Here is a 24,309-nt window from a genome sequence, read left to right on the forward strand (position 1 = left end):
CTCAGGTCGAGATGAGGTGAGGGGACGGACAGCGGTTCCCCCGCTTCCGGACCCGCCGCAAATGCCGGAGCCGCCGGAAAGCGGGTGCGGGGCCGACCTCCTGGCCGGCCCCGCACCACGCGCGAGAGTCAGCTGAACGCCGGGATGACGTGCTGCCCGTAGGCGTCGATCGTGGCCTCCTTCGCGTCGTGCATGTCGTAGACGGCGAACTGGTCGACGCCGAGGTCGCGCAGGGTCCGCAGCTTCTCGATGTGGGCCTCGGCCGGGCCCAGCAGGCAGAAGCGGTCGACGATCTCGTCGGGGACGAAGTCCGCGGACGGGTTCCCGGCGCGGCCGTGGTGGCTGTAGTCGTAGCCCTGGCGGGCCTTGATGTACTCGGTGAGCTCGTCGGGCACCATCGAGGAGTGCTCGCCGTACCGGGTGACGAGGTCGGCCACGTGGTTGCCGACCATCCCGCCGAACCAGCGGCACTGGTCGCGGGCGTGCGCGAGGTCCTCGCTCACGTACGCGGGGGCGGCGACGCAGACGGTGATCGCGGCCGGGTCGCGGCCGGCCTCGGCGGCCGCATCGCGGACCGACTTGACCATCCACTCGGTGAGGTACGGGTCCGCCAGCTGGAGGATGAACCCGTCCGCCTTCTGCCCGGCGAGCGCGAGGGCCTTCGGGCCGTACGCCGCCATCCACACCGGCAGCCGGCCCTCGCGGACCCACGGCAGCCGGATCGGGTTGCCGTCGACCTCCGCCTCGCGGCCCTCGGCGAGGTCCCGGATGACGTCGATGGCCTCGCCGAGCCGGGCCAGGGTGTTGGGCTTGCGCCCGGCGACCCGCATCGCCGAGTCACCGCGGCCGATCCCGCAGACGGTGCGGTTGCCGAACATGTCGTTGAGGGTGGCGAAGGTGGAGGCGGTGACCTCCCAGGTGCGGGTGCCCGGGTTGGTGACCATGGGGCCCACGTGCAGCTTGCGGGTGTGTTCCAGGATCTGGCTGTAGATGACGAACGGCTCCTGCCACAGCACCGCGGAGTCGAAGGTCCAGCCGTAGCGGAAGCCGTTGCGCTCGGCACGGCGCATGAGGCTGATCACCTGCGAGGCGGGCGGGTCGGTTTGCAGGACGAGGCCGAAGTCCATGGGGCGGCTCCTTGACGCTTACAGGTACTGGCAGGTGGCGCGGGGAACGAAGGCCCCGTGGCCGGCCCGGCCGGTGAATTCGCGCTGGTCGATGACGAGTTCGCCGCGCGACAGCACGGTGTCGACGCGTCCGGTGATCCGCCTGCCCTCGTACGCCGAGTAGTCCACGTTCATGTGGTGCGTCTCGGCGGAGATGACCTGCTCGGCGTGCGGATCGTAGAGGACGATGTCGGCGTCGGAGCCCGGCGCGATGGTGCCCTTCTGGGGGTAGAGGCCGAACATCCGGGCCGGGGTCGCGCAGGCGATCTCGATCCAGCGGCGGCGGCTGATGTGCCCGTCCAGGACGGCCTGGTGGAGGAGGTCCATGCGGTTCTCCACGCCCGGCAGCCCGTTGGGGATCTTGGAGAAGTCCCCGCGGCCGAGCTCCTTCTGGCCGCGGAAGCAGAAGGGGCAGTGGTCGGTGGAGACCACCTGGAGGTCGTTGGTCCGCAGCCCCCGCCACAGCGCCGCCTGGTGCTCCTTCGGCCGCAGCGGCGTGGAGCAGACGTACTTGGCGCCCTGGAAGTCGGGCTCGGCGAGGTTGTCGGTGGACAGGAACAGGTACTGCGGGCAGGTCTCCCCGAAGACGGGCAGGCCCTTGTCGCGGGCGGCGGCCAGCTCGGCCACCGCCTCCTCGGCCGAGACGTGGACCACGTACAGCGGAGCCCCGGCGACCCGCGCGAGCTGGATCGCGCGGTGGGTGGCCTCGGCTTCGAGGAGCACCTTGCGGACCTCGCCGTGGTGGCGGGGGTCGGTCTCGCCGCGGGCCAGGGCCTGTTCGACGAGGACGTCGATCGCGATGCCGTTCTCGGCGTGCATCATGATCAGCCCGCCGTTCGAGGCACCCCGCTGCATGGCGCGCAGGATCTGCCCGTCGTCGCTGTAGAAGACGCCGGGGTAGGCCATGAACAGCTTGAAGGAGGTGACGCCCTCCCCGACGAGGAGGTCCATCTCCTTCAGGGTCCGCTCGTTGACGTCCGAGAGGATCATGTGGAAGGCGTAGTCGACGGCGCAGTTGCCGTCGGCCTTGGCGTACCAGGTGTCGAGTCCCTCGCGCAGGGAGTGGCCCACGCTCTGCACGGCGAAGTCGACGATGGTGGTGGTGCCGCCCCAGGCGGCGGCCCGGGTTCCGGTCTCGAAGGTGTCCGAGGCGGAGGTGCCGCCGAAGGGGAGCTCCATGTGGGTGTGCGCGTCGACCCCGCCCGGGATCACGTACTTCCCGCTCGCGTCGATCGTGCGGTCGGCCGTCCAGGCGTCGGCGGCCGCCGAACCGTGTGCGGCGAGGGCCGCCACGCGGCCGTCCTCGATCAGGACGTCCGCGTGCAGTTCGTCGGCGGCGGTGATGACGAGGCCGCCGCGGATCAGGGTGCGGATGCTCATGGGAGTCCCCCTACTCGATGCTGCGCAAGGCCTGTTCGAGGATCTCGGCGCCCTCTTCCGCCTCGGCGACGGTGAGGGACAGGGGCGGCGCGATGCGCAGCACGCTGGTGTTGTACCCGCCGCCCTTGCCGAGCAGCAGGCCGCCTTCGCGGGCCGCCTCCAGGACGGCGGCGGCCGCGTCCGGGTCGGCCTCGTCGGTGCCCGGCTTCGTCAGCTCCAGCCCGGCCATCAGACCGCGGCCGCGGACCTCCCGTACGGCCGGCGCGTGTGCGGCGATGCCGCGCAGCCGCTCCAGGAGCAGGCCGCCGACGCGGCGGGCGTTGCCCTGGAGGTCGTGCTCCAGCAGGTACCCGAGGTTGGCGACGCCCGCCGCCATGGTGATCGGGGAGCCGCCGAAGGTGGAGATGGAGTTGGAGTCGATGCAGTTCATCACCTCGGCGCGGGCGACCACGCCGCCGATGGACATGCCGTTGCCGATGCCCTTGGCGAAGGTGAGGATGTCGGGCGGGCCGTTCTGGGCGTGCGCCTGCCAGCCCCAGAAGTGCTCGCCGGTGCGGCCCCAGCCGGTCTGCACCTCGTCGCTGATCCACAGGATGCCGTGGCGGTTCAGGACCTCGCGGAAGGCCCCGTAGAGGCCGTCGGGCGGGGAGGTGAACCCGCCGACGCCCTGGATCGGCTCGGCGATGAGGGCGGCCACTCCCCCGCGGGCCTGGCCCAGTACGTCGTCCAGGTCGGCGACGGCGGCGGCGGTGAAGGCGGCGTCGTCGAGGTGGGCGAAGGGGCCGCGGGAGCGGACCGCGCCGTGCACGTAGTACGTCTGGAGCGGCGACAGGCTGGTCGGGGACCAGCCGCGGTTGCCGGTGATGGAAACGGTGGAGAAGGACCGGCCGTGGTAGCTGTTGCGCATCGCCAGGATCTGGTTGGAGCGGCGGTACGTCGTCGCGAGCAGCAGGGCGGTGTCGTTGGCCTCGGTGCCGGACGTGGTGAAGAAGACCCGGGCGTCGGGGATGCCGGACAGTGCGGCGACCCGCTCGGCCAGCTCGATCATCGGCCGGTTCAGGTAGAGGGTGGAGGAGTGGATGATCCGCCCGGCCTGTTCGGAGACGGCCTTGGTGACCTCGGGCAGGGCGTGGGCGGTCATCGTGGTGAGGATGCCGCCGAAGAAGTCGAGGTAGCGCTTGCCGTCGGCGTCCCAGACGTGGCGGCCCTCGCCGTGGGTGAGCTCGATGGGGTGCTTGTAGTAGAGCGCGAGCCAGTCGGGCAGGACGGCGGCGTGGCGGCTGTGCAGGGGGATCGGGTTGGTCACGGCTGTACGAGCCCTCCGTAGGCGTCGGGGCGGCGGTCGCGGTAGAAGGCCCACTGGTCGCGGACCTCCTTGATCAGGTCGAAGTCGAGGTCGCGGACGAGGAGTTCCTCCTCCTTGTCGCTGGCGACCTCGCCGACGAACTGGCCGCGCGGGTCGACGAAGTAGCTGGTGCCGTAGAAGTCGTTGTCGCCGTACTCCTCCTGGCCGACCCGGTTGATGGCGGCGATGAAGTACTCGTTGGCGACGGCGGAGGCGGGCTGCTCCAGCTGCCACAGGTAGGAGGACAGGCCCCGGTGGGTGGCGGAGGGGTTGTAGACCAGCTGGGCCCCGGCCAGGCCCAGGGCGCGCCAGCCCTCGGGGAAGTGGCGGTCATAGCAGATGTAGACCCCGACCTTCCCGACGGCGGTGTCGAAGACGGGCCAGCCGAGGTTGCCCGGGCGGAAGTAGTACTTCTCCCAGAAGCCCTTGACCTGGGGGATGTGGTGCTTGCGGTACTTGCCCAGGTAGCTGCCGTCCGCGTCGATGACGGCGGCGGTGTTGTAGTAGAAGCCCTCGTTCTCCAGCTCGAAGACCGGGACGACGATGACCATTCCGGTCTCGCGGGCGAGTTCCTGCATGCGGCGGACGGTCGGGCCGTCCGGGACCGCCTCGGCCCAGCGGTAGTGCTCGGGCTCCTGGACCTGGCAGAAGTAGGGGGCGTTGAACACCTCCTGGAAGCCGATGATCTTCGCCCCCTGCGCGGCGGCCCTGCGGGCGTGCGCCTCGTGTTTGGCGATCATCGATTCGGTGTCTCCGGTCCAGGTGGCCTGGACCAGCGCGGCGCGGACGACTTGGGCCATGAGCTGCTCCTCGCGACGGGAACGCCGGGTTCTACGCACGTAGATGATGTCCGTAGGGAGTAGAACGTAGGCCCCGTCACAGCGTGGGGCAAGACCGCCGTGCGCTGTTGGAGTAGTCGATCAGGTTACGTCGCCCCGCGGTCGATTGCGGTCAGCAGACGGGCGGGTTAGGGGGAGCTTGTCGGATCTCCGCAGCGCGGGCCGGGACGGTTCCATGGAGGCCGGGCACGTGCCGGGGCGCCCATGGCCTGGCCGGCCAGAACGCAGCAGCCCGGAGCCGGCGGTACCCGACGCGACCCCGCACCCACCGGTTCCACCGAGGCCGGGTGTGCGCCGGGGCGCTCCCCCCAGGGCGCCCTCGGCCTGGCCGGCCGCCCGGAGCCGGCGGTACCCGACGCGACCCCGCGCCCGCCGCTTCCGCAGGGGCCGGGTGTGTGCCGGGGCGCTCCCCGCAGGGCGTCGAACGCAAGGTGCCCCGGCCCTCCGACCCCCCGCCACGTTCGGCGCCCGAGGAGACGCCCCGGCGCGCGCCCGGCCCCACCCGCGCCGATCCGCCGGCTCCCGCAACCCGGCCGGCAAGGCCAGCGGCGCGCCCGGCCCACCCGCACCGGCGAAGCCTGGCGCCCCCGGTTCCGCCCGAGCGGCGCAGCCAACCGGCGCCCGGCCCCACCCCAACCGGCGAAGCCCGCCGCCCCGGCCCCGCCCGAGCGGCGCAGCCAACCGGCGCCCGGCCTGGCCCGAAGGCAAAGCCCTAGCCCGCTCCGATGCCGGCCACCCGCAGGGCGTGGACGAGGTCGCGGTGCCGGGAGCCGGGCAGGGCGCGGGCCGCCTGGAGCAGGCGCGGGGCGAACCACTGCGGGTCGCGCCGGGCCAGCCCGGCCGTCTCCTCGGCGGTACGGACCCGGACGAACGCGCCGAGCAGGGCGTCGGCCTCGCGGAGGCGGCCGGCGTCACCGAGGGCGAGCGCGGCGTCCGCGACCTCCGCGGCGGGGCGGGCCACGCCCTGGCGCAGCAGGGCGTCGCAGTCGGCCTCCCGGCCGGCGTCGCCGAGGGCGGCCGCGGCCGCCGCGAGCTGTCCGGGCGGGAGCGAGCCCGCCTCCCACAGCAGGGTGGCCCAGTCGGCGGCGAGCCCGGCGCGGGCCAGCTCGGCGGCCAGCCCGGGCAGCCGTTCGGCGGGCCCGGCCGCGGCCTCGCACAGCAGCGCGTGCGCCTCACCGCTGCGGCCCTGTGCGCGCAGCGCGAGCAGTTCGGCGGCGACGGCCCGCGTGGGCGCGGCTTCGCCACCGGCCGGCGGAGCCGCCTCACGGGACGTCACGGGCTCCGGCCGGGGCCGGCCGAACCGGACGCCACGGGGCAGCGGATCCTGCGGGAGGCCGAAACGCGCTCCGCGCGGGGCGGGCCGGCCGTGCTCCGGGCCGAGGCCGTCGGACCCCGGCAGCCCCGTGCCGGCCGGCTGCCCCGGCGGCGGGGTGAAGGCCGGCGCGTCGGGAGCCGCCGACCCGGCGTACCGGGCACCCCCGGAACGTCGCCCCCCACGCAGCCACCGCCCCTCGGCCCGCCCCACCGGCGCCCCGAGCCCGTCGGCCGACTGGCTGCCCGGCGCGGGCGGAGCCCCGGTCCACCCGTCCGGGGTTTCGGCCCGTTCGTTCGACGGCTGGGCCCCCTCGGCCCGTTCCGGCGTCCACCCCGCCGACGCTCCCGTCCGGCCGTCCGCCGCCTCGGCCCAGCCGGCCGGGTGGCGGAACGGCCCGGATGGCGCCTCGGCCCCCTCGGCCGACAGCCGGGACCGCTCCGCGGGAACCTGGCCCCAGCCGGATGAGTGGCGGGACCGCTCGGCCGGCGTTTCGGACCAGTCGGCGGGCGCTTCGGTCCAGGTGGCCGGGTGGCGGGGCTGCTCGGGCAACGCTCCGGCCGACTCGCTGCCCCGTACGGGCGGAGCTCCGGTCCACGCGTCCGGCGTTTCAGCCCGTTCGTTCGACGGCTGAGCCCCGTCCGCCCCTTGCGGCGTCCAACCGGGCGACGCTCCCGGCCGGCCCTCCGACGCCTCCCAGCCGGCCGGGTGGCGGAACTGCCCGTCCGGCGCCTCGGACGGCGGCGCGGCCGGCGCCTCGGCCGACTCGCGGGACCGCTCGGGCGGAACTTCGGTCCAGTCGGCCGGTGCCTCGGTCCAGGTGGCCGGGTGTTCGGGTGGGGCTGCGGCCCCGTCGGCCGGTTGGTGAGCCTGGGTCCAGGCGGCCGGCTGGGTGCGCTGGCGGGGGACGGAGGGTAAGGGGGTGGTCCTCAGGGACGTCAGGCGGGCCGCGAGGTCCTCGTGGCGGGCCGCGGCGCGGGCCACGTCGTCCTGGGTCCAGGAGAGTTCGCGGGTCAGGGCGTCCGTCTCCGCCGGGCCGGCGGCCCCGCCGAGCCGTGCCGTCAGGTTCCGCAGGGCCGTCTCCGCCTCGGCCCGCTGGGCGGCCGACGCCGCGAGCAGGGTCCGCAGCTCCTCCTCGCCGCCCGGCAGCCGGTCCCACGCGGTGACGGCCGCCGCCCGCAGCTGCGCCGCGTATACGGTCTCCCGCGCCGCGAACTCCGCACCGCGCGCCCCCTCCAGGTCGCGCAGCAGTGACTCCACCACGTCCCACGGCGGCATCGCGGCGCCCTCCAGACAGGCCCGCATGCCCTCCGGATCCCGGCGCAGGAACTCCCCGTACCAGCCTGCCCCGGGATTCAGCCTCTGGGTCAACCCTCGCAAGTATCCCGAGAGTTGACTGATCGCCAGCGAAGTCGCGGTCTCCATGACCGCATTGGATCCCACCCGTGTTACGGGCGGGCTACGGGAGTCTCAAAGCTTGACGGCGATCGCGGTGTGCGGCCGCTTCCCGCGCCGCGCCAAGGTGGCGGGCACGTCCACCACCCAGTACTGCCACGTGTACTTGCGCGACATCAGCTTCCGCACCCGCCGCAGCCCCGCCTCGTCGAGGAGCCGGGCCTCGCCCTCGCGCACCGGCGCCCCCTCCTGGACGCGCCCGCGCACGTCGCACGCGGTGACGGCGACCCGCCCGTTGTTGCGGATCCGCTTGACCTTCCACGTTTCGGTACGCGTCCACACGTACAGCTCACCCCCGTCGGCCACCGCCCAGACCGGCGTCGCCACGGGCGTGCCGTCCTTGCGGAAGGTGGTGAGACTGACGTAGCGCGCTCTGCCGAGTTCCTCGAGATCCATGACGCGACCCTAGTCCCGGGGGCCGTCCGGCGGGGGCGGGGGCGTCCTTCCGTTCGCCACGGCAGGACCGCGGGCCGTCTTCGAGGGGGCGCGGCCCTCCTCGTCGGCGCGTGTCCGGCCGTCGGGGGCGGCGCACGCCGCGAGCAGCAGGCCGCCCGCGAGGAGGGCGCCGAGGATTCCGAAACCGAGTCGCTGGGATGCGTTCGTGGCTGACACGCCTTCACGCTTGCCCCGCGCCCCGGCGCTCGCACCGCCGATTGGGCCGTTCGGCCCGCCGGACCCGCCCGGACGGACCGGCCGGGGACGGACCCGCGCGGACCGACCGGTCTCAGACGGGAACGGCGGCGCAGCGCGTCAGCAGATCGTCCAGTGAGAGCCCGAGCGCCCCGGCGAGCGCGGCGACCGTGAAGAAGGCGGGGGTGGGCGCCCGGCCGGTCTCGATCTTGCGGAGGGTTTCGGCGGAGAGCCCCGCGCCGGCCGCGACCTCGACCATGCTGCGGCCGCCGCGGGCCTCGCGCAACAGCGCGCCGAGCCGCTCGCCGCGCTCGCGCTCTTCAGGGGTGAGGGGGGTACGGACCATGCGCTCATCCTACCCCCGGACGCCAATAACTATCCCGTCATTGTTATACCGGTATAGTTATTGGCATGGTGGAACTGAAGACGGACCGAGAGATCGACGAAATGCGTGCGGCGGGCCGCGTGGTCGCCCGCGCCCTGGCCGCCGTACGGGAGGCGGCGCGCGTCGGGGTGTCCCTGCTGGACCTGGACCGGGTGGCCCGCGGGGTGCTCCGCGAGGCCGGCGCGACCTCGCCCTTCCTGGGCTACCGGCCGCAGTTCGCGCCGGTGCCCTTCCCAGGCGTGGTGTGCGCCTCGGTCAACGACGCGATCGTGCACGGCATCCCCGACGGGTACCGGCTGCGTGACGGAGACCTGGTCAGCATGGACTGCGGGGCGAAGCTCGGCGGCTGGGTCGGGGACGCGGCGGTGAGCTTCACCGTCGGCCGGGCCCGCCCGGCCGACCTGCGGCTGATCGAGACCTCCCAGGCGGCCCTCGCGGCCGGGATCGCCGCCGCCGTGCCCGGCAACAGGATCGGGGACATCGCCCACGCCGTCGGCACGGTCTGCCGCGCCGCCGGGTACGGCGTCCCGGACGGCTTCGGTGGTCACGGCGTCGGCCGCAGCATGCACGAGGACCCGGGCGTGCCCAACGAGGGCCCGCCGGGACGCGGCGTGAAGCTGCGCCCCGGCATGGTCCTCGCCATCGAGCCGATGCTGATCGCGGGCGGTACGGACGACTACCGGTGCGACGGGGACGGCTGGACCCTGCGCACCGTCGACGGCAGCCGCGCCGCGCACTCGGAGCACACGGTCGCGATCACCGCCGAGGGCCCGAGGATCCTCACCGCGCCGTAGCGGCCCCGCCGCCGGGGCCCGGCGGGCAGGGGAGCCGGAGCGCGGGCCCCGCCGCGCACGCCCCCGCCCCCGCCGCGCACTCCCTCGGCCCGCCGCGCGGCGCTACGGCCTGCCGTGCGGGTGGACGACCATGGCCGAGCCCCCGCCGCGGCGGGTGGTCTCGGCCGCCGCCAGCCAGCGGCCGTCGGGCAGCCGCTGGACACCGGTGGCGGCGCCGATTTCCGGGTTCTGGCGGAAGCCCTGGCCGAGCGCCTCCAAAGAGGCGCGGAGCGGACTGTTCCACAGGCCCGGCTCCAGCTCGGTGGTGGCCTGGTTGCGCTGGCTGGCGCGCGGCGCGGCGATCGCGTCGACCAGCGGCAGGCCCCGGTCCAGGTGCCCGGTGAGGGTCTGCAGGACGGTGGTGATGATGGTGGCGCCGCCCGGGGAGCCCACGGCGAGCACGGGACGGCCGTCCTCCAGCACGATCGTCGGGGACATGGAGGAGCGCGGCCGTTTGCCCGGACCGGGCAGGTTCGGGTCCGGGACTCCGGGCGCGGCCGGGGCGAAGGAGAAGTCGGTCAGCTCGTTGTTGAGCAGGAACCCGCGGCCCGGCACCGTGATCGCGCTGCCGCCGGTGGACTCGATGGTCAGGGTGTAGGAGACCACGTTGCCCCAGCGGTCGGCGACCGTCAGGTGGGTGGTGTTCTCCCCCTCGTACGTGGTGGGGGCGGCCTGGCCGGTGGTGGCGCACGGCACCGGGCTGCGCGGGTCACCGGGGGCGAGCGGGCTGGTCAGCGTACGGTCCGGCTTGATCAGGCAGGCGCGCGAGTCGGCGAACCGCTGCGAGAGCAGCTCACGCGTCGGCACGCTGACGGCGGCCGGGTCGCCGACCCAGCGGCCCCGGTCGGCGAAGGAGATCCGCGAGGCCTCGATGAAGTGGTGCAGGTACTGCGTCTCGGAGAGCTTCGACAGGTCGGTGCGCTCCAGGATGTTCAGGGCCTCGCCGACCGTGGTGCCGCCGGAGGAGGAGGGCGCCATGCCGTAGACGTCCAGGCCGCGGTAGCCCACCCGGGTCGGGTCCTGCCGCTTGGTCGCGTACGCGCGCAGGTCGCGGGTGGTCAGGTCGCCGGAGCGGACGGTCCGCGTCGCGGCCGGGTCCACCGGGGGCTTGCGGACGGTCCGGACGATCTCCTCGGCGATCGGGCCCCGGTAGAGCGCGCCCGTGCCCTTGCGGGCCAGTTCGGCGTAGGTGGCGGCCAGGTCCGGGTTCTTGAAGGTGGAGCCGACCACCGGCAGGGCGCCGCCGGGCAGGAAGAGCTTCGAGGTGTCGGGGAAGTCCCTGAACCGGGCCTCGTTGAGCTCGGTCTGCGCCCGGAAGGTGCTGTCCACCGTGAAGCCGTCGCGGGCCAGCTTCTCGGCGGGCTTGAGGAGCTGGGGCAGCCGGCGGGTGCCCCAGGCGTCGAGGGCGCTCGTCCAGGTGGCGGGGGTGCCGGGGACTCCGACGCCGAGGCCGCTGGTCTGACCCTCGGCGAAGGGGATGGGGACGCCGTTCTCCTGGAAGAGGGTGGCGGTGGCCGAGGCCGGCGCGGTTTCCCGGCCGTCGATGGTGTGCACGCGCCGCGACGTGGCGTCGTAGTAGACGAAGTAGCCGCCTCCGCCGATGCCCGCCGAGTAGGGCTCGGTGACGCCGAGCGCGGCGGCGGTGGCCACGGCGGCGTCCACGGCGTTGCCGCCGGAGCGCAGGACGCCGATCCCCACCGCCGAGGCGTCGGCGTCGACACTGGCGACGGCCCCGCCGTAGCCCGCGGCGACCGGGACCTTCGCCGGCGGGGCCGGGGACCCTACGGCGGACGGCGGTGCGGCGCCCGTCGTGACGAGTGCGGCGACGACGGCCAGCAGCGGTAACGTGCGGGCGACGGGACGGTGCATCCGGACCTCCAGTGGCAGCGTGGCGCCGAGCCTAGCGCCGAGCCCCCCGCCCCGTCAGGACGCCTCGTGGCGCGCGTCGTTGCCCTGAGCCGGGCCGGGGCCGGGGCCGGGGCTCTTCCGCACCGGGTATCCCGGTGCCGCGGTCACGGCGCTAGCATCCCGCGCATGAACGACGACGTGCGCAACATCCTCCTCGGGGTGATAGCCACCGCTCTCAGCGGCGGGCTCGGCTGGTTCGCCCGCACCTACCTCTGGCGGCGCGCGCTCCGCCGCAAGCAGGCCTTTTTCGGCCTGCCGACCGGCTCCGACTGTCTGTTCGTGGTCAACCGGCAGATGGGCGGCACCGATTCGTCCCTGCACCGCAACGACGCCTTCGCCCTGCTGGAGATCTCCTCCCTGATCAAGGACTGCGGGGCGACCGTCCAGATCGTCACCCACGACACGGCCCGGCAGGGCTTCGGCGAGCGCGCCGAGTTCTGCGTGGGCGGGCCGGCTTCCAACGCCCGGACGACCGCGCACCTGGCCTCCATGCTGCCGGGGGTGCAGACCGACGTCGGGCTCGCGTCGGGGCATCCGGACCGCGGGGCCATCCGGATCGGAGGGGAGGCGTACCGCTGGGAGAAGGGCGAGGTCGAGCACGTCCTGCTGGCGCGCCTGACGACCGGTCAGGGCACCCGGCCGGTGTTCCTGGTGTCGGGCCAGACCGCCATCAGCAACCAGGCCGCGGCCCGGTACCTGGCCAGGCACCACGAGCGGCTGGCCCGCAAGTACGGCAACGGGTCGTTCTGCCTGATGCTGAAAGTGATCAACTCCGATGCCTACGGTCCCGACGTCACGGAGCTGTTGGCGGACGTCACCGGGCCGGCCCGGACACCCGCACCGGCAGCCGCGTGATCCCGTTGATGAAGTTCGACACCAACCGCCTCGGCGGGCCGGCGAGTTCCGGCACGGGCATGGTCGCGCACCACTCCTCGTAGAGAGTGCGCAGCTGGAGCCGGGCGAAGTGGGCGCCGAGGCAGACGTGCGGGCCGTCCCCGAAGGAGACGTGCGGATTGGGCGTCCGGCCGAGGTCGAGGCGGCCGGGGTCGGTGAAGACCCGCTCGTCGTGGTTGGCGGAGGCGTGGAAGACCACGACCTTGTCCCCGGCCCGGATGTGCTGCCCGGCCAGTTCGGTGTCGACGGCGGCGGTGCGGCGGAAGCTGAGCACCGGCGGGTGGACGCGCAGGAGTTCGTCGACGGCCCGGTCCACGGGGACCCGTCCGTCCGCGAGCCTCCGGTAGGCCTCCGGGGCGTGGGCGAGTGCGAGCACGCCGCCGGGGGCGGCGCTGCGCACGGTGTCGTTGCCCGCGACGGTGAGCAGGAAGAAGAACATCTCCAGTTCGGCCGGGTCCAGCCCGGCCTCGGCGAGGGCGGTCATCACGTCGTCGCCGGGGTGGGTGCGCTTGTGAGCGGCCAGTTCGCGGGCGTACGCGAACATCTCGCCGAGGAGGGCCGGTGAGCGCGGGTTGAGCGGTGTGCCGTCCGGGCCGGGGACCGGCGCCGGGGCGTCGTCGGGGTCCTGGTAGCCGATGATCCGTACGGTCCACTCCAGCAGCAGGGCGCGGTCGGCGGCCGGGACGCCCAGCAGGTCGGTGAGGTTCAGCAGCGCGTATTCGTCGGTGACGGTGCGCACGAGGTCGGCGGCGCCGTCCTCGGCTCCCTCCCGCGCGGCGGCCAGCAGGGTGCGGGCGCGTTCCCGTGCCCGGCCGGCGAAGGCGTCGACGCGGGCCGGGGTGAAGGCGCGGGAGACGAGCCGGCGCAGGCGGCCGTGTGCGGCGGGGGTCTCCCCCGGCCCGCAGGGCCTCGGGGAGGGGTCCTGGTTGAGCATGGTGCGCCGCAGGAACGGCAGGTCGGCCGGGTCGGGGTCGCGGATCTGGGTGGCGCCGATCCACGAGGAGTACGTGCGGTGATCGCGCAGGACGCGGACGACGTCGGCGTGCCGGGTGACGGCCCAGAAGCCGGGCCCGGCGGGCCAGCCCTGGATCTGCGGCTCCGGCTGCCAGGCGACGGGATGGTGCTCGCGCAGCAGCCGGTAGCTGTCGTGCGGAACGCCCCCGGCGTAGATCCGGGGGTCGAAGACGTCCGGGACGTCCGCGGGGTGATCCATGGGGCCACCGTGACGGGTGCGCGGCCCCGCCCGCAAGGGCGCGGCCGTCAGCGGGCCGGCCGCGCCCGTCAGCGCCGCGGCTCGCACTCCGCGGCCGGGAGGGTGGTGTCGGTGCCCTGCAGGGTGACCGGGCTGATGACGTCCGGCACGGCGGAGACGCCGACGGTGCACACCAGCTGGTCGCGGGCCAGATCCGACAGGGTGCCCACGGCGAACGGCAATCGGACCGTCAGTCCCTTGTCCGGCGCGGGCGCGCTCACGATCATCGTCTCCGCCCCGTCGGGCAGCCGGGGCAGCGCCGTGGTGAGACCGGCCTCCTGGGCCGGACCGCTGGGGCCGTTCATCAGCAGCCGCAGGAGCGGCACGGGCGCGAGGGTGTAGTCGGCGCTGATGGCGAACGGGACCGGGATGAGCCGGTCGCCCTCCTTGGAGACGAAGTAGAGGACGGCGGCGGTCTTGGCGCCGGGGACCTTGACGGTGGCGGCGTGGCCGCTGTCGATCACCCCGGTGCGTTTGATCCCGCATCCGGTGAGCAGCAGGGCGCAGCCCGCCAGCGCGGCCGTGGCCGCCGTGGCCCGGACTCTCGTCTTGCGCCCTGTCATTCGCGGGCCTCCAGCGGCATGTCGAGGGTGAAGAGGGCTCCCCCGGAGGGCCCGTTGCCCGCCCGGAGGGTGCCGCCGTGCAGGCGGACGTTCTCCAGGGTGATGGCGAGGCCGAGGCCGCTGCCGGCGGAGCGGGTCCTGGCCGCGTCGGCCTTGAAGAAGCGGTCGAAGATGTGCGGCAGCACCTCGGGGGCGATGCCGGGCCCGCTGTCGGCGACGTCGATGAGCAGCCGCTCGCCGTCCTGGCCCGGTGCGGTCCGTACGGTGACGTGTACGGGGGCGCCGCCGTGCCGCAGGGCGTTGCCGACGAGGTTGGCGAGGATCACGTCGAAGCGGCGCGGGTCGAGCCGGGCGCGTACCCGGTCCGGCAGCCGGGTGACGACGCGCTCGTCGTCCCAGTGGCGTCGTTCGAGGGTCTTGCGCACGGCTTCGGCGATGTCCACGTCGTCGAGGTTGAGCTCGGCGGCCCGGGCGTCGAAGCGGGAGATCTCCATCAGGTCCTCGACGAGGACGGCGAGTTTGCCGGTCTCGGCGCTCACCAGGCGCAGGGCCTTGGCCGTGTCGGCGTCGAGGCGCGCGGCGTCCTCGTCGAGGACCTCGGTCACGGCGAGCATCCCGGCGAGCGGGGTGCGCAGTTCGTGGGAGACGTCGGAGGCGAAGCGGCGGGCGCGGGTCTCCGCGTCCTGCAGCTCGCGCACGGACTGCTCCAGGGCGCGGGCGGTCTCGTTGAAGGTACGGGCGAGTCCGGCGAGTTCGTCGGCGCCCCGGACCTCGATGCGGGTGTCGAGGCGGCCCCGGCCCAGCCGCTGGGCGGCGCGCCGCATGTCGCGGACCGGCCGCAGCACGCTGCGGGCGGCCAGCAGCGCGGGGATGATGGCGATGGCCAGCCCCGGGACGGCGCCCTGCTGGGCGGCCTCGACCATGGCTTCGACGGTCTGCTTCTCGGCGGAGAGCGGGACGCTGGCGTAGAAGACGACCCCGGTGGCTTCGGTGTAGCCGTTGTGCTCGAAGACGGCGGGGACGCCGATCGTGAGCCAGGGGTTGCCGCGCTGGTCCTCGGCGCGCTGGAAGGCGGCGTACTGGTTGTTGCGGACCTTGTCGCGCAGGCCGTCCGTGATCACGCTGGAGGTGGGCGTGCCGGGGTTGGTGGAGACCCGCAGCCCGCCGTACTCGCCGAAGATGATCCACGGGTGGGGTTTGCCGCGCTTGCCGAGCTCGATGACGATGCGCTGGAGTTCCTGCTGGCTCAGGGGAAGGCGGATCTCCTGCTGTTCCAACTGGTCCCGCAGGGTGTTGACGGCGGTGTCCTGGGTCTGCTTGAGGATGGCGTTGCGCGCCTGCTGGTAGGTGAGGGCGGCCGTACTGACCGCGCTGATCGCGGCGACCAGCAGGAAGGCCGCTATCAGCCGGGTGCGCAGTCCGAGCGGTGCTATGCGTCGCACCCGGGCCTACAGGGGGCCGAAGCGGTAGCCGAAGCCCCGCACGGTCTGTATGTAGCGGGGGCTGCCGGCGGGGTCCTCGATCTTGTGACGCAGGCGGCGGACGCAGGCGTCCACGAGCCGGGAGTCGGCGTGGTAGCTGTGGTCCCAGACGTACTCGAGGAGCTGCTGGCGGGAGAAGACCTGCTCGGGCGAGGCGGAGAGGTGCAGCAGGAGCTTGATCTCGCTGGGGGCGAGGGCGACGCGCTCGCCGTTCTTGGCGACGGTCAGCCCGGCGCGGTCGATGGAGAGTTCGCCGTGGATCGCGATCTCGGGGCGGCCGCCCACGGGGTCGCTGAGCCGGCGCAGTACGGCCTTGATGCGGGCTTCTATGACCTCGGTACGGGCGGGTTTCACGATGTAGTCGTCGGCGCCGGCCTCCAGGCCGATGACTATGTCGAAGTCGTCGCCGCGCGCGGTGAGCATGATGATCGGCACCTCGCTGTTCTCGCGTATGCGATGGCAGACCTGCACACCGTTCATGCCGGGCAGCATCAGGTCGAGGAGGACGAGTTCGGGGCGGAAGCCCGCCATCAGGGCGAGCCCCTCCTCGCCGGTCTCGGCGGAGCACACTTCGTGGCCGCGGCGGCGCAGGCCCAGACCCACGCCCTCCCGGACGGACGGGTCGTCCTCGATCAGCAGTACACGTGGCATCCGGCCAGTATGCCAAGTCGTTCTGTTGCGGTTCCTCCTGCTATCGGCCGACTTTGCGCCGCACGGAGTCCAGCAGGCCGGTGATCTCCGTCAGGCGCAGCGGCACGGCAAGGAGGACGACGACGAGAGCGAGGGCCGCGGTTCCCGCCCCGACCGCCGCGAAGTCGCCGAAGCGTTCGACGGTCCGGGCGGCCGCGTACGCCGCGGCGGCCGCCGGGACGCAGGCGGCCAGGAGCCGCAGGTGGGTCCGTACGGCCGTGGCGCGCCGTTCCGTACGGGTGCCCGCGCGCGGGCCGAGCCGGCGGGAGAGGGTGTACGCGGTCACGGCGGCGCCCGCGAGGAAGGCGAGGGAGGTGGCCGCGGCCATGCCGGTGACCGCCCAGCGGGGGGACAGCAGGAAGTAGGCGGCGGCGGACAGCCCGGCGTTCAGCGCGGAGATGACCAGGTTCAGGAAGAAGGGGGTCCGGGTGTCGGAGAGGGCGTAGAAGCCGCGCGACAGCACGTACTGCGCGGAGAAGGCGATCAGGCCGGGCGCGAAGGCCATGAGCATGCCCGCCATGACCTCGATGTCCGCGGCGTCGGTGACGCCGTACTCGAAGACGCTGCCCATCACCCAGGGGGCGAGGGCGGCGAAGAGAGCGGCGGCGGGGACGACGAGGGCGGCGCTGGAGCGCAGCGCGTAGGAGATGTCCCCGCGCAGGGCGGCGAGTTCGCCGTCGGAGGCGGCCGCGCTCATCCGGGGCATCAGGGCGGTCACGAGGGAGACGGTGATGATGCCCTGCGGGACGATCCACAGCTGGTAGGCGTTGCTGTAGGCGGTGTAGCCGGCGCCGGGGAGGCCGGCCAGGTCCGCCTCGGCGCCGGCGGTGGTGGAGAGCCGGGTGACGACCCAGTACGCGATCTGGTTGGTGAGGACGAGCATGACCAGCCAGCCCGCGTTGCGCAGCGGGCGGCCGAGGCCGCTGCCGCGCCAGTCGAAGCGGGGGCGCCAGCGGAAGCCGGCGGCGCGGAGCGACGGGACCAGGGCGAGGGCCTGGAGGACGATGCCGGCGGTGGTGCCGAGGCCCAGGAGCCGGGTCTCGGCGGCGGTCAGGCCGTCCGAAGCGTCGTGCGAGACGTAGAGGAAGAGCCCGAAGACGCCGATGATCACGATGTTGTTGAGGACGGGGGTCCACATCATCGCGCCGAACCGGCCGCGCGCGTTCAGCACCTGGCCGAGCAGGGTGAAGAGCCCGTAGAAGAGGATCTGCGGCAGGCAGTAGCGGGCGAGCGCGACGGTGGTGCTCTCCTGGGCCCCGCTGTAGCCGGTGTACGTCGAGATGATCAGCGGGGCGGCGAGGACGGCCGCGGCGGTGAGCGCGACGAGCGCCGCCGTGCAGGCGGTCAGCAGCCGGTCGGTGTAGGCGGCGCCGCCGTCGGCGTGTTCCTTGGCGGCCCGGACCAGCTCGGGTACGAAGACGGCGTTGAGCGCGCCGCCGACGAGCAGCATGTAGATGATGTTCGGGACCGTGTTGGCCACCGCGTATCCGTCGCCGAGCATGCCGATGCCCAGGGCGGCGACGACGACGGCGGAGCGGATGAAGCCGGTGGCACGGGAGACGATCGAACCGGCCGCCATGAGCGCGCCGCTGCGCAGCACCGAGGTCTTGCCCGCTGCCGGGCCGCCGCCTGCCGCGGCGGCGGTAAGCCTGGCGTCGGTGGCCGTCACCGGCGGGCCAGGTAGGCCTGGAACGCCTTGTAGAGCGCCGTGTTGGCCACTCCGTCCATCGGGGTCTCCCATTCACCGAGCGTTTCGACGACCTGCCCGCCGGTGCCGAGCTTCCAGCGCAGCAGCCCGAAAGAACGTTCGTCGGGGTCAAGGGTGGAGGGTACCCCGCGCATGTCGTACTCCTCCGCCCCGAGGGCGTGTGCGTCGCACATCATGCGCCACTGCAGGGCGTTGCTGGGCCGCACCTCGCGCCGGTGGTCGGCGGAGGCGCCGGTCTGGTACCAGACCCGCTTCCCGGCGACGATCATCGTGTGCGCGGCGAGGATCTCGCCCCGGTGGATGCCCAGGTAGAGGCGCATGCGGCCGGGCTGCTCCGCGTTCAGGACCCGGTACTGCTGCTCGTAGTACGCGAGGGAGCGGCCGAGCCGGAAGCCGTCGCGCTCCTCGGTGATGCGCAACAGCCGGTAGAACTCGGGCAGGTCGGCGGAGGTGCCGAGGACCGTCTCCACACCGGCCTTCGCGGCCTTGCGGACGTTGCGGCGCCACTCCTGGTTCAGTCCCGACCACAGGTCGTCCAGGGAGCGGCCGGCCAGCGGCACGCGGAAGACGTGGCGGGGCTGGGCGTCGCCGTCGTCCTCACCGCCGCAGCGCTTCCAGCCGCGGGTGCGCAGCCGGTCGGCGAGGGCGGCGCCCACCGGGTCGACCTCGGTGGCGATCACGTCGGATATCTGGCGGCCGGTCCTGGTCCCGGACTTGACGGTGGCCGCGTCCCAGCGGCGGTAGGCGGGGGTGGGGCCGATGCGGACGGCGAAGGCACCGGAGGCCCGCATGTGGCGCATGAGGGGGCCCAGCCAGCGGTCGATGCGCGGGTCGGACCAGTCCGCGACGGGGCCCTCGGGAAGGTAGGCGAAATATTTACGGGTGCCGGGGAATTGGCGGTAGAGAACGAGTCCGGCACCCTCTATTTCGCCGCCGGGATAGTGCCATCCGACCTTTTCCGACCGCCAGAGGTCCTTTACCGCGGCCCAGGACGGGTACTGGAGGAAACTCGCGCGCCCGTGCCGGGATAGGAACGCCTGGTATTCCGGGTCGGACAGGGTGCGCACCGTCAGCTTCCGGTCCTGGTCGTGTTGCTGTGCGGGGGTCACGAGCAGTGCACACATGGCTGATCGGCCTTCCTGTACGTCGGTGGCGGGGCCGGGGACCGGGATGCACAGGACTCTCACAGCCGCCCATGACCGGACGGCGCGGCGATTGTGACCGGACGGTGACCGTTTCGCTGCGGTCCATGTCACAACCGGAGGGACGACATTTTCCGCGGATTGCGCAACCTAGAGTCGTCCCGTTCGCATCTAGGTTTGCGAACGGTTAATTCTTGGGAGGGGTTTACGTTGAGCCGCACACGCCGCACCGCCATGGCCGGTACCGCACTTCTGGCCGCCGCGCTCACCGCCTGCTCGGGCGGAAGCGATGGCGGGAGCGGTGCGACCGGCAACGCCGAGCTGAAGCCGAAGGCCGACATGGCCGTCTCGGTGAACCTCACGGGCGATCAGGTCAAGGCCGGCCAGCCGGTCACGGTGACCGTCGCCGAAGGCAAGCTGGCGCAGGTGAAGGTGACCGACGCCAAGGGCGCGGAGCTGCCGGGGAAGATAGCCGACGACGGCAGGACCTGGACCTCGGAGCGCAACGCCGCCCCCGGCGCGGAGTACAAGGTCGAGGCCCAGAACACCGAGAGCCAGAGCGCCTCCACGCAGTTCAAGACCAGCCCCGCCGACAAGGTGAACAAGGTCTCGATCAACATACCCAAGGGCAGCACGGTGGGCGTGGCGATGCCGGTGTCGATCGTCTTCGACAACCCGGTGGCGAACAAGGCCGAGGTGGAGAAGCAGCTCAAGGTCACCACCTCGAACAACACCGAGGGCTCCTGGGGCTGGATCAAGGACTACTCGGGCAACGACCGCGTCGACTGGCGGCCCAAGGAGTACTGGAAGTCCGGCACGGACGTGAAGGTCGAGATGAGCCTGAACGGCGTGGACTCCGGCAAGGGCGGCGGCCTCTTCGCCAAGGACTACAACACCGAGTTCAAGATCGGCAAGGACCGCCGGATCGAGGTCAGCCTCGACACCAAGAAGATGTCGGTGACCGAGGACGGCCAGGAGCAGAAGACGATCCCGATCTCGGCCGGCACCCCGGGCGGCAAGAAGGCGTCCTGGTCCGGGAAGATGGTGATCATGACGAAGGAGGGCACCATCCGGATGGACTCCCAGACGGTGGGCCTGGACGACGCCTACGACAAGATGGTCGACTACTCGATGCGGCTCACCTGGTCCGGCATGTACGCGCACGCCGCACCGTGGAACTCCGGCAACTTCGGGCGCGCCAACAGCAGTTCCGGCTGCGTGGGGATGAGCGACGCCGACGCCAAGGGCCTCTTCGCGCAGTCCCAGATCGGCGACCCCTTCGAGGTCGTGGGCTCGGGCTCCAAGGGCAACGCCGACATCGGCAACGGCTACGGCGAGTGGAACCTGACCTGGGACGCCTGGAAGGCCAAGAGCGCCGCGAACGGGACCCCGCAGAACGGCTGAGCGACGACCGTCCGGCCGCTGACTCTCGTTCAATTGTTACCACCACGTAACTTACTGACGGGTTACCTCCAGTAATCCCCTCCCGTTACCGTCGGGTCACTTTGACAACCCCGGCGTACGCGAGGAGCGATTGATGGAACGCGCCACCACCGCCGCAGCCGTGGCAGCCCTGCTGGCGGCAGCCGCCCTGGGCCTGGCCCCCCACCAGGCCCAGGCGGCTCCCGCCCCCGCCGCGGCAGTCGCCGCCGACGCCCCGGCGGCCTCGCCGGAACTGCGTTTCCACGACATCCCCGGCTCCGGCGGCATCACCCTCAAGGGCAACGTCTTCACCCCGGCCGGGGCCGTGAGCGGCCGGAAGTACCCGCTGATCGTGCTGCCCACCAGCTGGGGCCTGCCGCAGATCGAATACATCGCCCAGGCCAGGAAGCTCGCCGACGCCGGCTACGTCGTGGTCAGTTACACCTCCCGCGGCTTCTGGCTCTCCGGCGGGCAGATCGAGGTGGCCGGCCCGCCGGACATCGCCGACGTCAGCGCCGTCATCGACTGGGCCCTCGCCAACTCCCCCGCCGACGCGGACCGCATCGGCCTCGGCGGGGTCTCGTACGCCGCCGGCATCACCCTGCTGGCCTCCGCCCACGACCCGCGCATCAAGGCCGTGGTCGCGATGAGCGGCTGGGCCGACCTCACCGAGTCCATCTACTCCGGCCGCACCCAGCACCGCCAGGCCGCCGCGATGCTCGGCGCCGCCGGCTACCTCACCGGCCGCCCCGGACCCGAACTCCAGTCGCTCCTGGGCGACTTCTTCGGCTCCCGGCTGGACCGGGAGCAGCAGATGATCGAGTGGGGCAGGAAGCGATCGGCTTCCGAGCAGGTGGACCGGATCAACGCCAACGGCGCCGCGATCATGCTCGGCAACGCCTGGGGCGACACGATCTTCCCGCCCAACCAGTACGCGAAGTTCTACGAGCGGCTGACCGGCCCCAAGCGCCTGGAGTTCCGGCCCGGGGACCACGCCACCGCCGAGGGCACCGGCCTGCTCGGCCTGCCCAACGACACCTGGACCAACGCCCACCGCTGGTTCGACCGCTACCTCAAGGGCGAGCGCAACGGCATCGACACCGAGGCCCCGGTGCAGATCAAGTCCCGCAGCAACGACGGCTACGAGGGCTACGCCGACTGGAAGTCGGTCGGCTCGGGCGGCACCCAGAGACTCGCGCTCTCCGACAGCGAGCACCTCTTCGCCAATGTCGACTCCGGCGCCAACGGCGGCATCATCCTGCTCTCCAGCATCCTCGACCAGTTCGTCAAGGCGCCCCCGACGGCCTCGATACCGCTGCTCCCCCGCGCCTTCGCCGCCGTCTGGCAGTCGGAGCGCTACGACACCGCGCGCCGGGTCCGCGGCACCGTCGGCCTGCACACCACCGTCACGCCCACCAGGGCCGACGGCACCTTCGTCGCGTACCTCTACGACGTCGGCCCGCTCGGCATCGGCAAGCTCGTCAGCAACGCCCCGTACACCTTCCGCGACCGTACGCCGGGCCGGGCGTTCGGGGTGGACCTGGAGCTCTTCTCCACCGCCTACGACGTGCCCGCGGGCCACCGGCTCGCCCTCGTCATCGACACCGTCGACCCGCTCTACATCGAGCACAACCCCGCCGGGGCGCAGCTGACCTTCTCCTCGCCGCCCTCCGATCCGTCGTACGTCTCGGTACCGCTGCGCGAGCAGTGATCGACGGCTGCCGCCCGTCCCTCAGTGCTTGAGGATCTTGGAGAGGAAGTCCTTGGCCCGGTCGCTCTCCGGAGCGGTGAAGAACTGCTCCGGGGTGCGGTCCTCGACGATCCGCCCGTCGGCCATGAAGACCACCCGGTTCGCGGCGGAGCGGGCGAAGCCCATCTCGTGGGTGACCACGACCATGGTCATGCCCTCCCGCGCGAGCTGCTGCATGACCTCCAGCACCTCGTTGATCATCTCCGGGTCGAGCGCGGAGGTGGGCTCGTCGAACAGCAGGGCCTTGGGGTCCATGGCCAGGGCCCGGGCGATGGCCACGCGCTGCTGCTGGCCGCCGGAGAGCTGGGCGGGGAACTTCTCCGCCTGGTCGGCGAGGCCGACGCGGTCCAGGAGCTGCCGGGAGCGCTGGTCCGCCTCGCCCTTCTTGCGCCCGCGGACCTTGACCTGCGCGAGCGAGACGTTGGCGAGGACGGTCTTGTGCGCGAAGAGGTTGAAGGACTGGAAGACCATCCCGACCTCGGCGCGCAGCCGGGCCAGCTCCTTGCCCTCGGCGGGCAGCGGCTCCCCGTCCAGCAGGATCGTGCCCGACTCGACGGTCTCCAGCCGGTTGATCGCCCGGCACAGGGTGGACTTCCCGGAGCCGGAGGGGCCGATGACCACCACCACCTCGCCGCGGCCGACGGTGAGGTTGATGTCCCGCAGGACGTGCAGCTGTCCGAAGTGCTTGTTGACGTCCCGCAGCTCGATCAACGGATCGACGGTCATGCGCTGCCCTGCCCACTCGGTGTCGGTGTGTCGAGGTCAGCGCAAACTATCCAGCCGCGGAAGGGCACTTCGCTCCGACACGCCGGGGCGCCGGGGCATCAGCCCTCGGAGGCCTCGGCGTACGCCTGGCTGAGTTCGGGGGATCCGGTCATCGCCCAGGACACCCCCGACTCGATCACGTTCAGCTCGCGGCCCGAGGCCAGCCGGATCACCGGCTGACCGTTGGGCCACACCTGCCAGCCGGCCCCCGGGATGGTCCGGACGATCACGGTCCCGAGGTAGAAGCCCGCGTCGTTGCCGAGCCAGGGCACCGCCTCGGGGTCCCGCCGCCAGCGGGGCATCAGCTGGTCCAGGGCCTCCAAGGAGCCCTGGCTCCCGTCGAGTTCGAGGCCGGCCGCCCGTGCCTGGACGCGCAGCATCTCGCACTCCGAGAACAGCTCGGCGACGCCCTCGGGATCGTCCGCGAGGGCGGCGGCGAGTCCCGCACCCTGTTCCGTTTCACGCCGGTTCAGCCAGTTGTCCAGGAAAGGGATGTTCATACCGCCCAGCGTCGCACCAGGATCCGCCGCTGGCCACAGGGCGCGCCTGGATCGGCCGGCCCGGATGACGGCCGGCGAGGGGCTTCCGGCAGGGCCTACCGGTCGAGGTCCAGGTCCACGACGACCGGCGCGTGGTCGGACGCGCCCTTGCCCTTGCGCTCCTCGCGGTCGACGTAGGCGTCGGTGACGGCCTTGGTGAAGGGCTCGTTCCCGTACACGAGGTCGATGCGCATGCCGCGGTTCTTGGGGAAGGCGAGCTGCCGGTAGTCCCAGTACGTGTACGGGCGGTCGTACTTGAGGGGGCGCGGCAGCACGTCGGAGAGCCCGGCGGCCCGCAGTGCCTCCAGGGCGGCCCGCTCGGCGGGGGTGACGTGGGTGAGGCCCGCGAAGACGGCCGGGTCGTAGACGTCCTCGTCGGTCGGGGCCACGTTGAAGTCGCCGAGCACCGCAAAGGGGCGCGGGCCGGCCGCGTCCTGCGCGACGGCCGTGGCCAGGGTGCGGAACCACTCCAGCTTGTAGCCGTAGTGGTCGTGCTCGACCTCGCGGCCGTTGGGCACGTACACCGACCAGACCCGGACCCCGCCGCAGGTCGCGGAGATCGCGCGGGGCTCCTGGACGCCTTCGTAGTCTGGCCCGCCGGGCAGCCCGAGGACCACGTCGTCCAGGCCCACCTTGGAGAGCAGGGCCACGCCGTTCCACCGGCCGGTGGCGTTGACGGCCGATTCGTAGCCCAGCTCGCGCAGCTCGGCGTGCGGGAACTGCTCCGCCGAGCACTTGGTCTCCTGGATGCACAGGACATCGGTGCCGGAGCTCTCCAGCCAGGCCAGCAGGCGCGGCAGCCTGGCGGTGATGGAGTTGACGTTGAAGGTGGCGATACGCATGCGTTCCA

The 24,309-nt window shown here is 72.8% G+C and carries 22 protein-coding genes; 4 read left to right on the forward strand and 18 right to left on the reverse strand.

The features are described 5' to 3' along the window. Positions 1 to 128: 128 nt before the first annotated feature. The 8 genes from RIU97_RS08020 to RIU97_RS08055 all read right to left on the reverse strand — a co-directional run bounded on the left by RIU97_RS08020 (position 129) and on the right by RIU97_RS08055 (position 8,473). Positions 129 to 1,127 carry a TIGR03842 family LLM class F420-dependent oxidoreductase gene (locus tag RIU97_RS08020; RefSeq protein WP_404954606.1) on the reverse strand — a complete coding sequence of 333 codons (999 nt, stop codon included), beginning with the start codon at positions 1,125 to 1,127 and terminating at the stop codon, positions 129 to 131. 18 nt (positions 1,128 to 1,145) lie between these two features. Next, complete coding sequence (gene hydA / locus RIU97_RS08025; RefSeq protein WP_404954608.1) at positions 1,146 to 2,546, reverse strand: dihydropyrimidinase; 1,401 nt, start codon at positions 2,544 to 2,546, stop codon at positions 1,146 to 1,148. A 10-nt stretch (positions 2,547 to 2,556) separates the two neighbouring features. Next, positions 2,557 to 3,852 (reverse strand): aspartate aminotransferase family protein, encoded by a 1,296-nt coding sequence (locus RIU97_RS08030; RefSeq protein ID WP_404954611.1) that lies wholly within the window; start codon positions 3,850 to 3,852, stop codon positions 2,557 to 2,559. Beyond that, positions 3,849 to 4,691: a nitrilase-related carbon-nitrogen hydrolase gene (locus RIU97_RS08035; RefSeq protein ID WP_327417421.1), complete on the reverse strand. Its 843-nt coding sequence runs from the start codon at positions 4,689 to 4,691 to the stop codon at positions 3,849 to 3,851. Before RIU97_RS08035 ends, RIU97_RS08030 begins: the two co-directional genes overlap by 4 nt. A gap of 751 nt (positions 4,692 to 5,442) precedes the next feature. Continuing rightward, positions 5,443 to 7,413 (reverse strand): hypothetical protein, encoded by a 1,971-nt coding sequence (locus RIU97_RS08040; protein ID WP_404954616.1) that lies wholly within the window; start codon positions 7,411 to 7,413, stop codon positions 5,443 to 5,445. Between the two features lie 99 nt (positions 7,414 to 7,512). Beyond that, a complete protein-coding gene (locus RIU97_RS08045; RefSeq protein ID WP_404954619.1) occupies positions 7,513 to 7,893 on the reverse strand; it encodes a PPOX class F420-dependent oxidoreductase in 381 nt (126 codons plus the stop codon). Positions 7,894 to 7,902: 9 nt separating this feature from the next. After that, entirely contained in the window at positions 7,903 to 8,109 is a 207-nt protein-coding gene (locus tag RIU97_RS08050; protein ID WP_404954621.1) for a hypothetical protein, read from the reverse strand. A gap of 112 nt (positions 8,110 to 8,221) precedes the next feature. Continuing rightward, the gene (locus tag RIU97_RS08055; RefSeq protein ID WP_404954623.1) at positions 8,222 to 8,473 is read right to left on the reverse strand and encodes a helix-turn-helix domain-containing protein; all 252 of its coding nucleotides are present in this window, start codon (positions 8,471 to 8,473) and stop codon (positions 8,222 to 8,224) included. A 65-nt stretch (positions 8,474 to 8,538) separates the two neighbouring features. Between RIU97_RS08055 and map the strand changes: the two genes are divergently transcribed. After that, positions 8,539 to 9,306: a type I methionyl aminopeptidase gene (gene map / locus RIU97_RS08060; RefSeq protein ID WP_404954625.1), complete on the forward strand. Its 768-nt coding sequence runs from the start codon at positions 8,539 to 8,541 to the stop codon at positions 9,304 to 9,306. 102 nt (positions 9,307 to 9,408) lie between these two features. Here map and ggt read toward each other — a convergent pair whose 3' ends face one another. Beyond that, the gene (ggt, locus tag RIU97_RS08065) at positions 9,409 to 11,214 is read right to left on the reverse strand and encodes a gamma-glutamyltransferase (protein ID WP_404954628.1); all 1,806 of its coding nucleotides are present in this window, start codon (positions 11,212 to 11,214) and stop codon (positions 9,409 to 9,411) included. A gap of 165 nt (positions 11,215 to 11,379) precedes the next feature. Here ggt and RIU97_RS08070 point away from each other — a divergent pair, with 165 nt between their 5' ends. Then, a complete protein-coding gene (locus tag RIU97_RS08070; RefSeq protein WP_404954631.1) occupies positions 11,380 to 12,108 on the forward strand; it encodes a hypothetical protein in 729 nt (242 codons plus the stop codon). Here the strand turns inward: RIU97_RS08070 and RIU97_RS08075 are convergent. The 6 genes from RIU97_RS08075 to RIU97_RS08100 all read right to left on the reverse strand — a co-directional run bounded on the left by RIU97_RS08075 (position 12,068) and on the right by RIU97_RS08100 (position 18,965). Further along, positions 12,068 to 13,360, reverse strand: coding sequence for a cytochrome P450 (locus RIU97_RS08075; RefSeq protein WP_404954633.1), 1,293 nt, complete (start codon positions 13,358 to 13,360; stop codon positions 12,068 to 12,070). The two genes, RIU97_RS08070 and RIU97_RS08075, sit on opposite strands and share 41 nt — an antisense overlap. Positions 13,361 to 13,428: 68 nt before the next feature. Then, on the reverse strand, positions 13,429 to 13,962 hold the full coding sequence (locus RIU97_RS08080) for a hypothetical protein (RefSeq protein WP_404954635.1): 534 nt from the start codon (positions 13,960 to 13,962) through the stop codon (positions 13,429 to 13,431). Further along, complete coding sequence (locus RIU97_RS08085) at positions 13,959 to 15,404, reverse strand: ATP-binding protein (RefSeq protein WP_404954638.1); 1,446 nt, start codon at positions 15,402 to 15,404, stop codon at positions 13,959 to 13,961. The genes RIU97_RS08080 and RIU97_RS08085 overlap by 4 nt, the downstream gene beginning before the upstream one ends. Before the next feature lie 6 nt (positions 15,405 to 15,410). After that, positions 15,411 to 16,094: a response regulator gene (locus RIU97_RS08090; RefSeq protein WP_404954640.1), complete on the reverse strand. Its 684-nt coding sequence runs from the start codon at positions 16,092 to 16,094 to the stop codon at positions 15,411 to 15,413. Positions 16,095 to 16,134: 40 nt separating this feature from the next. Next, positions 16,135 to 17,802, reverse strand: a complete 1,668-nt coding sequence (gene murJ, locus RIU97_RS08095; RefSeq protein ID WP_404954642.1) for a murein biosynthesis integral membrane protein MurJ — start codon at positions 17,800 to 17,802, stop codon at positions 16,135 to 16,137. Beyond that, positions 17,799 to 18,965, reverse strand: coding sequence for a lipid II:glycine glycyltransferase FemX (locus RIU97_RS08100; protein ID WP_404954644.1), 1,167 nt, complete (start codon positions 18,963 to 18,965; stop codon positions 17,799 to 17,801). The genes murJ and RIU97_RS08100 overlap by 4 nt, the downstream gene beginning before the upstream one ends. A gap of 252 nt (positions 18,966 to 19,217) precedes the next feature. Here RIU97_RS08100 and RIU97_RS08105 point away from each other — a divergent pair, with 252 nt between their 5' ends. Together RIU97_RS08105 and RIU97_RS08110 are read left to right on the forward strand one after the other, a co-directional pair. Further along, positions 19,218 to 20,387, forward strand: coding sequence for an Ig-like domain-containing protein (locus RIU97_RS08105; RefSeq protein ID WP_404962785.1), 1,170 nt, complete (start codon positions 19,218 to 19,220; stop codon positions 20,385 to 20,387). A gap of 133 nt (positions 20,388 to 20,520) precedes the next feature. Further along, the gene (locus RIU97_RS08110) at positions 20,521 to 22,116 is read left to right on the forward strand and encodes a CocE/NonD family hydrolase (RefSeq protein ID WP_404954647.1); all 1,596 of its coding nucleotides are present in this window, start codon (positions 20,521 to 20,523) and stop codon (positions 22,114 to 22,116) included. A gap of 21 nt (positions 22,117 to 22,137) precedes the next feature. On the opposite strand, the gene RIU97_RS08115 is transcribed toward RIU97_RS08110, so the two are convergent. The 3 genes from RIU97_RS08115 to RIU97_RS08125 all read right to left on the reverse strand — a co-directional run bounded on the left by RIU97_RS08115 (position 22,138) and on the right by RIU97_RS08125 (position 24,301). Beyond that, complete coding sequence (locus RIU97_RS08115) at positions 22,138 to 22,881, reverse strand: amino acid ABC transporter ATP-binding protein (RefSeq protein WP_404954651.1); 744 nt, start codon at positions 22,879 to 22,881, stop codon at positions 22,138 to 22,140. A gap of 98 nt (positions 22,882 to 22,979) precedes the next feature. After that, positions 22,980 to 23,420, reverse strand: coding sequence for a DUF6278 family protein (locus RIU97_RS08120; protein WP_383571740.1), 441 nt, complete (start codon positions 23,418 to 23,420; stop codon positions 22,980 to 22,982). Positions 23,421 to 23,515: 95 nt separating this feature from the next. Next, positions 23,516 to 24,301: an exodeoxyribonuclease III gene (locus RIU97_RS08125; protein WP_404954653.1), complete on the reverse strand. Its 786-nt coding sequence runs from the start codon at positions 24,299 to 24,301 to the stop codon at positions 23,516 to 23,518. Positions 24,302 to 24,309: the final 8 nt, after the last annotated feature.

Origin of the sequence: Streptomyces sp. 147326 (assembly GCF_045000215.1) — a bacterium.
GTDB lineage: Bacteria > Actinomycetota > Actinomycetes > Streptomycetales > Streptomycetaceae > Streptomyces.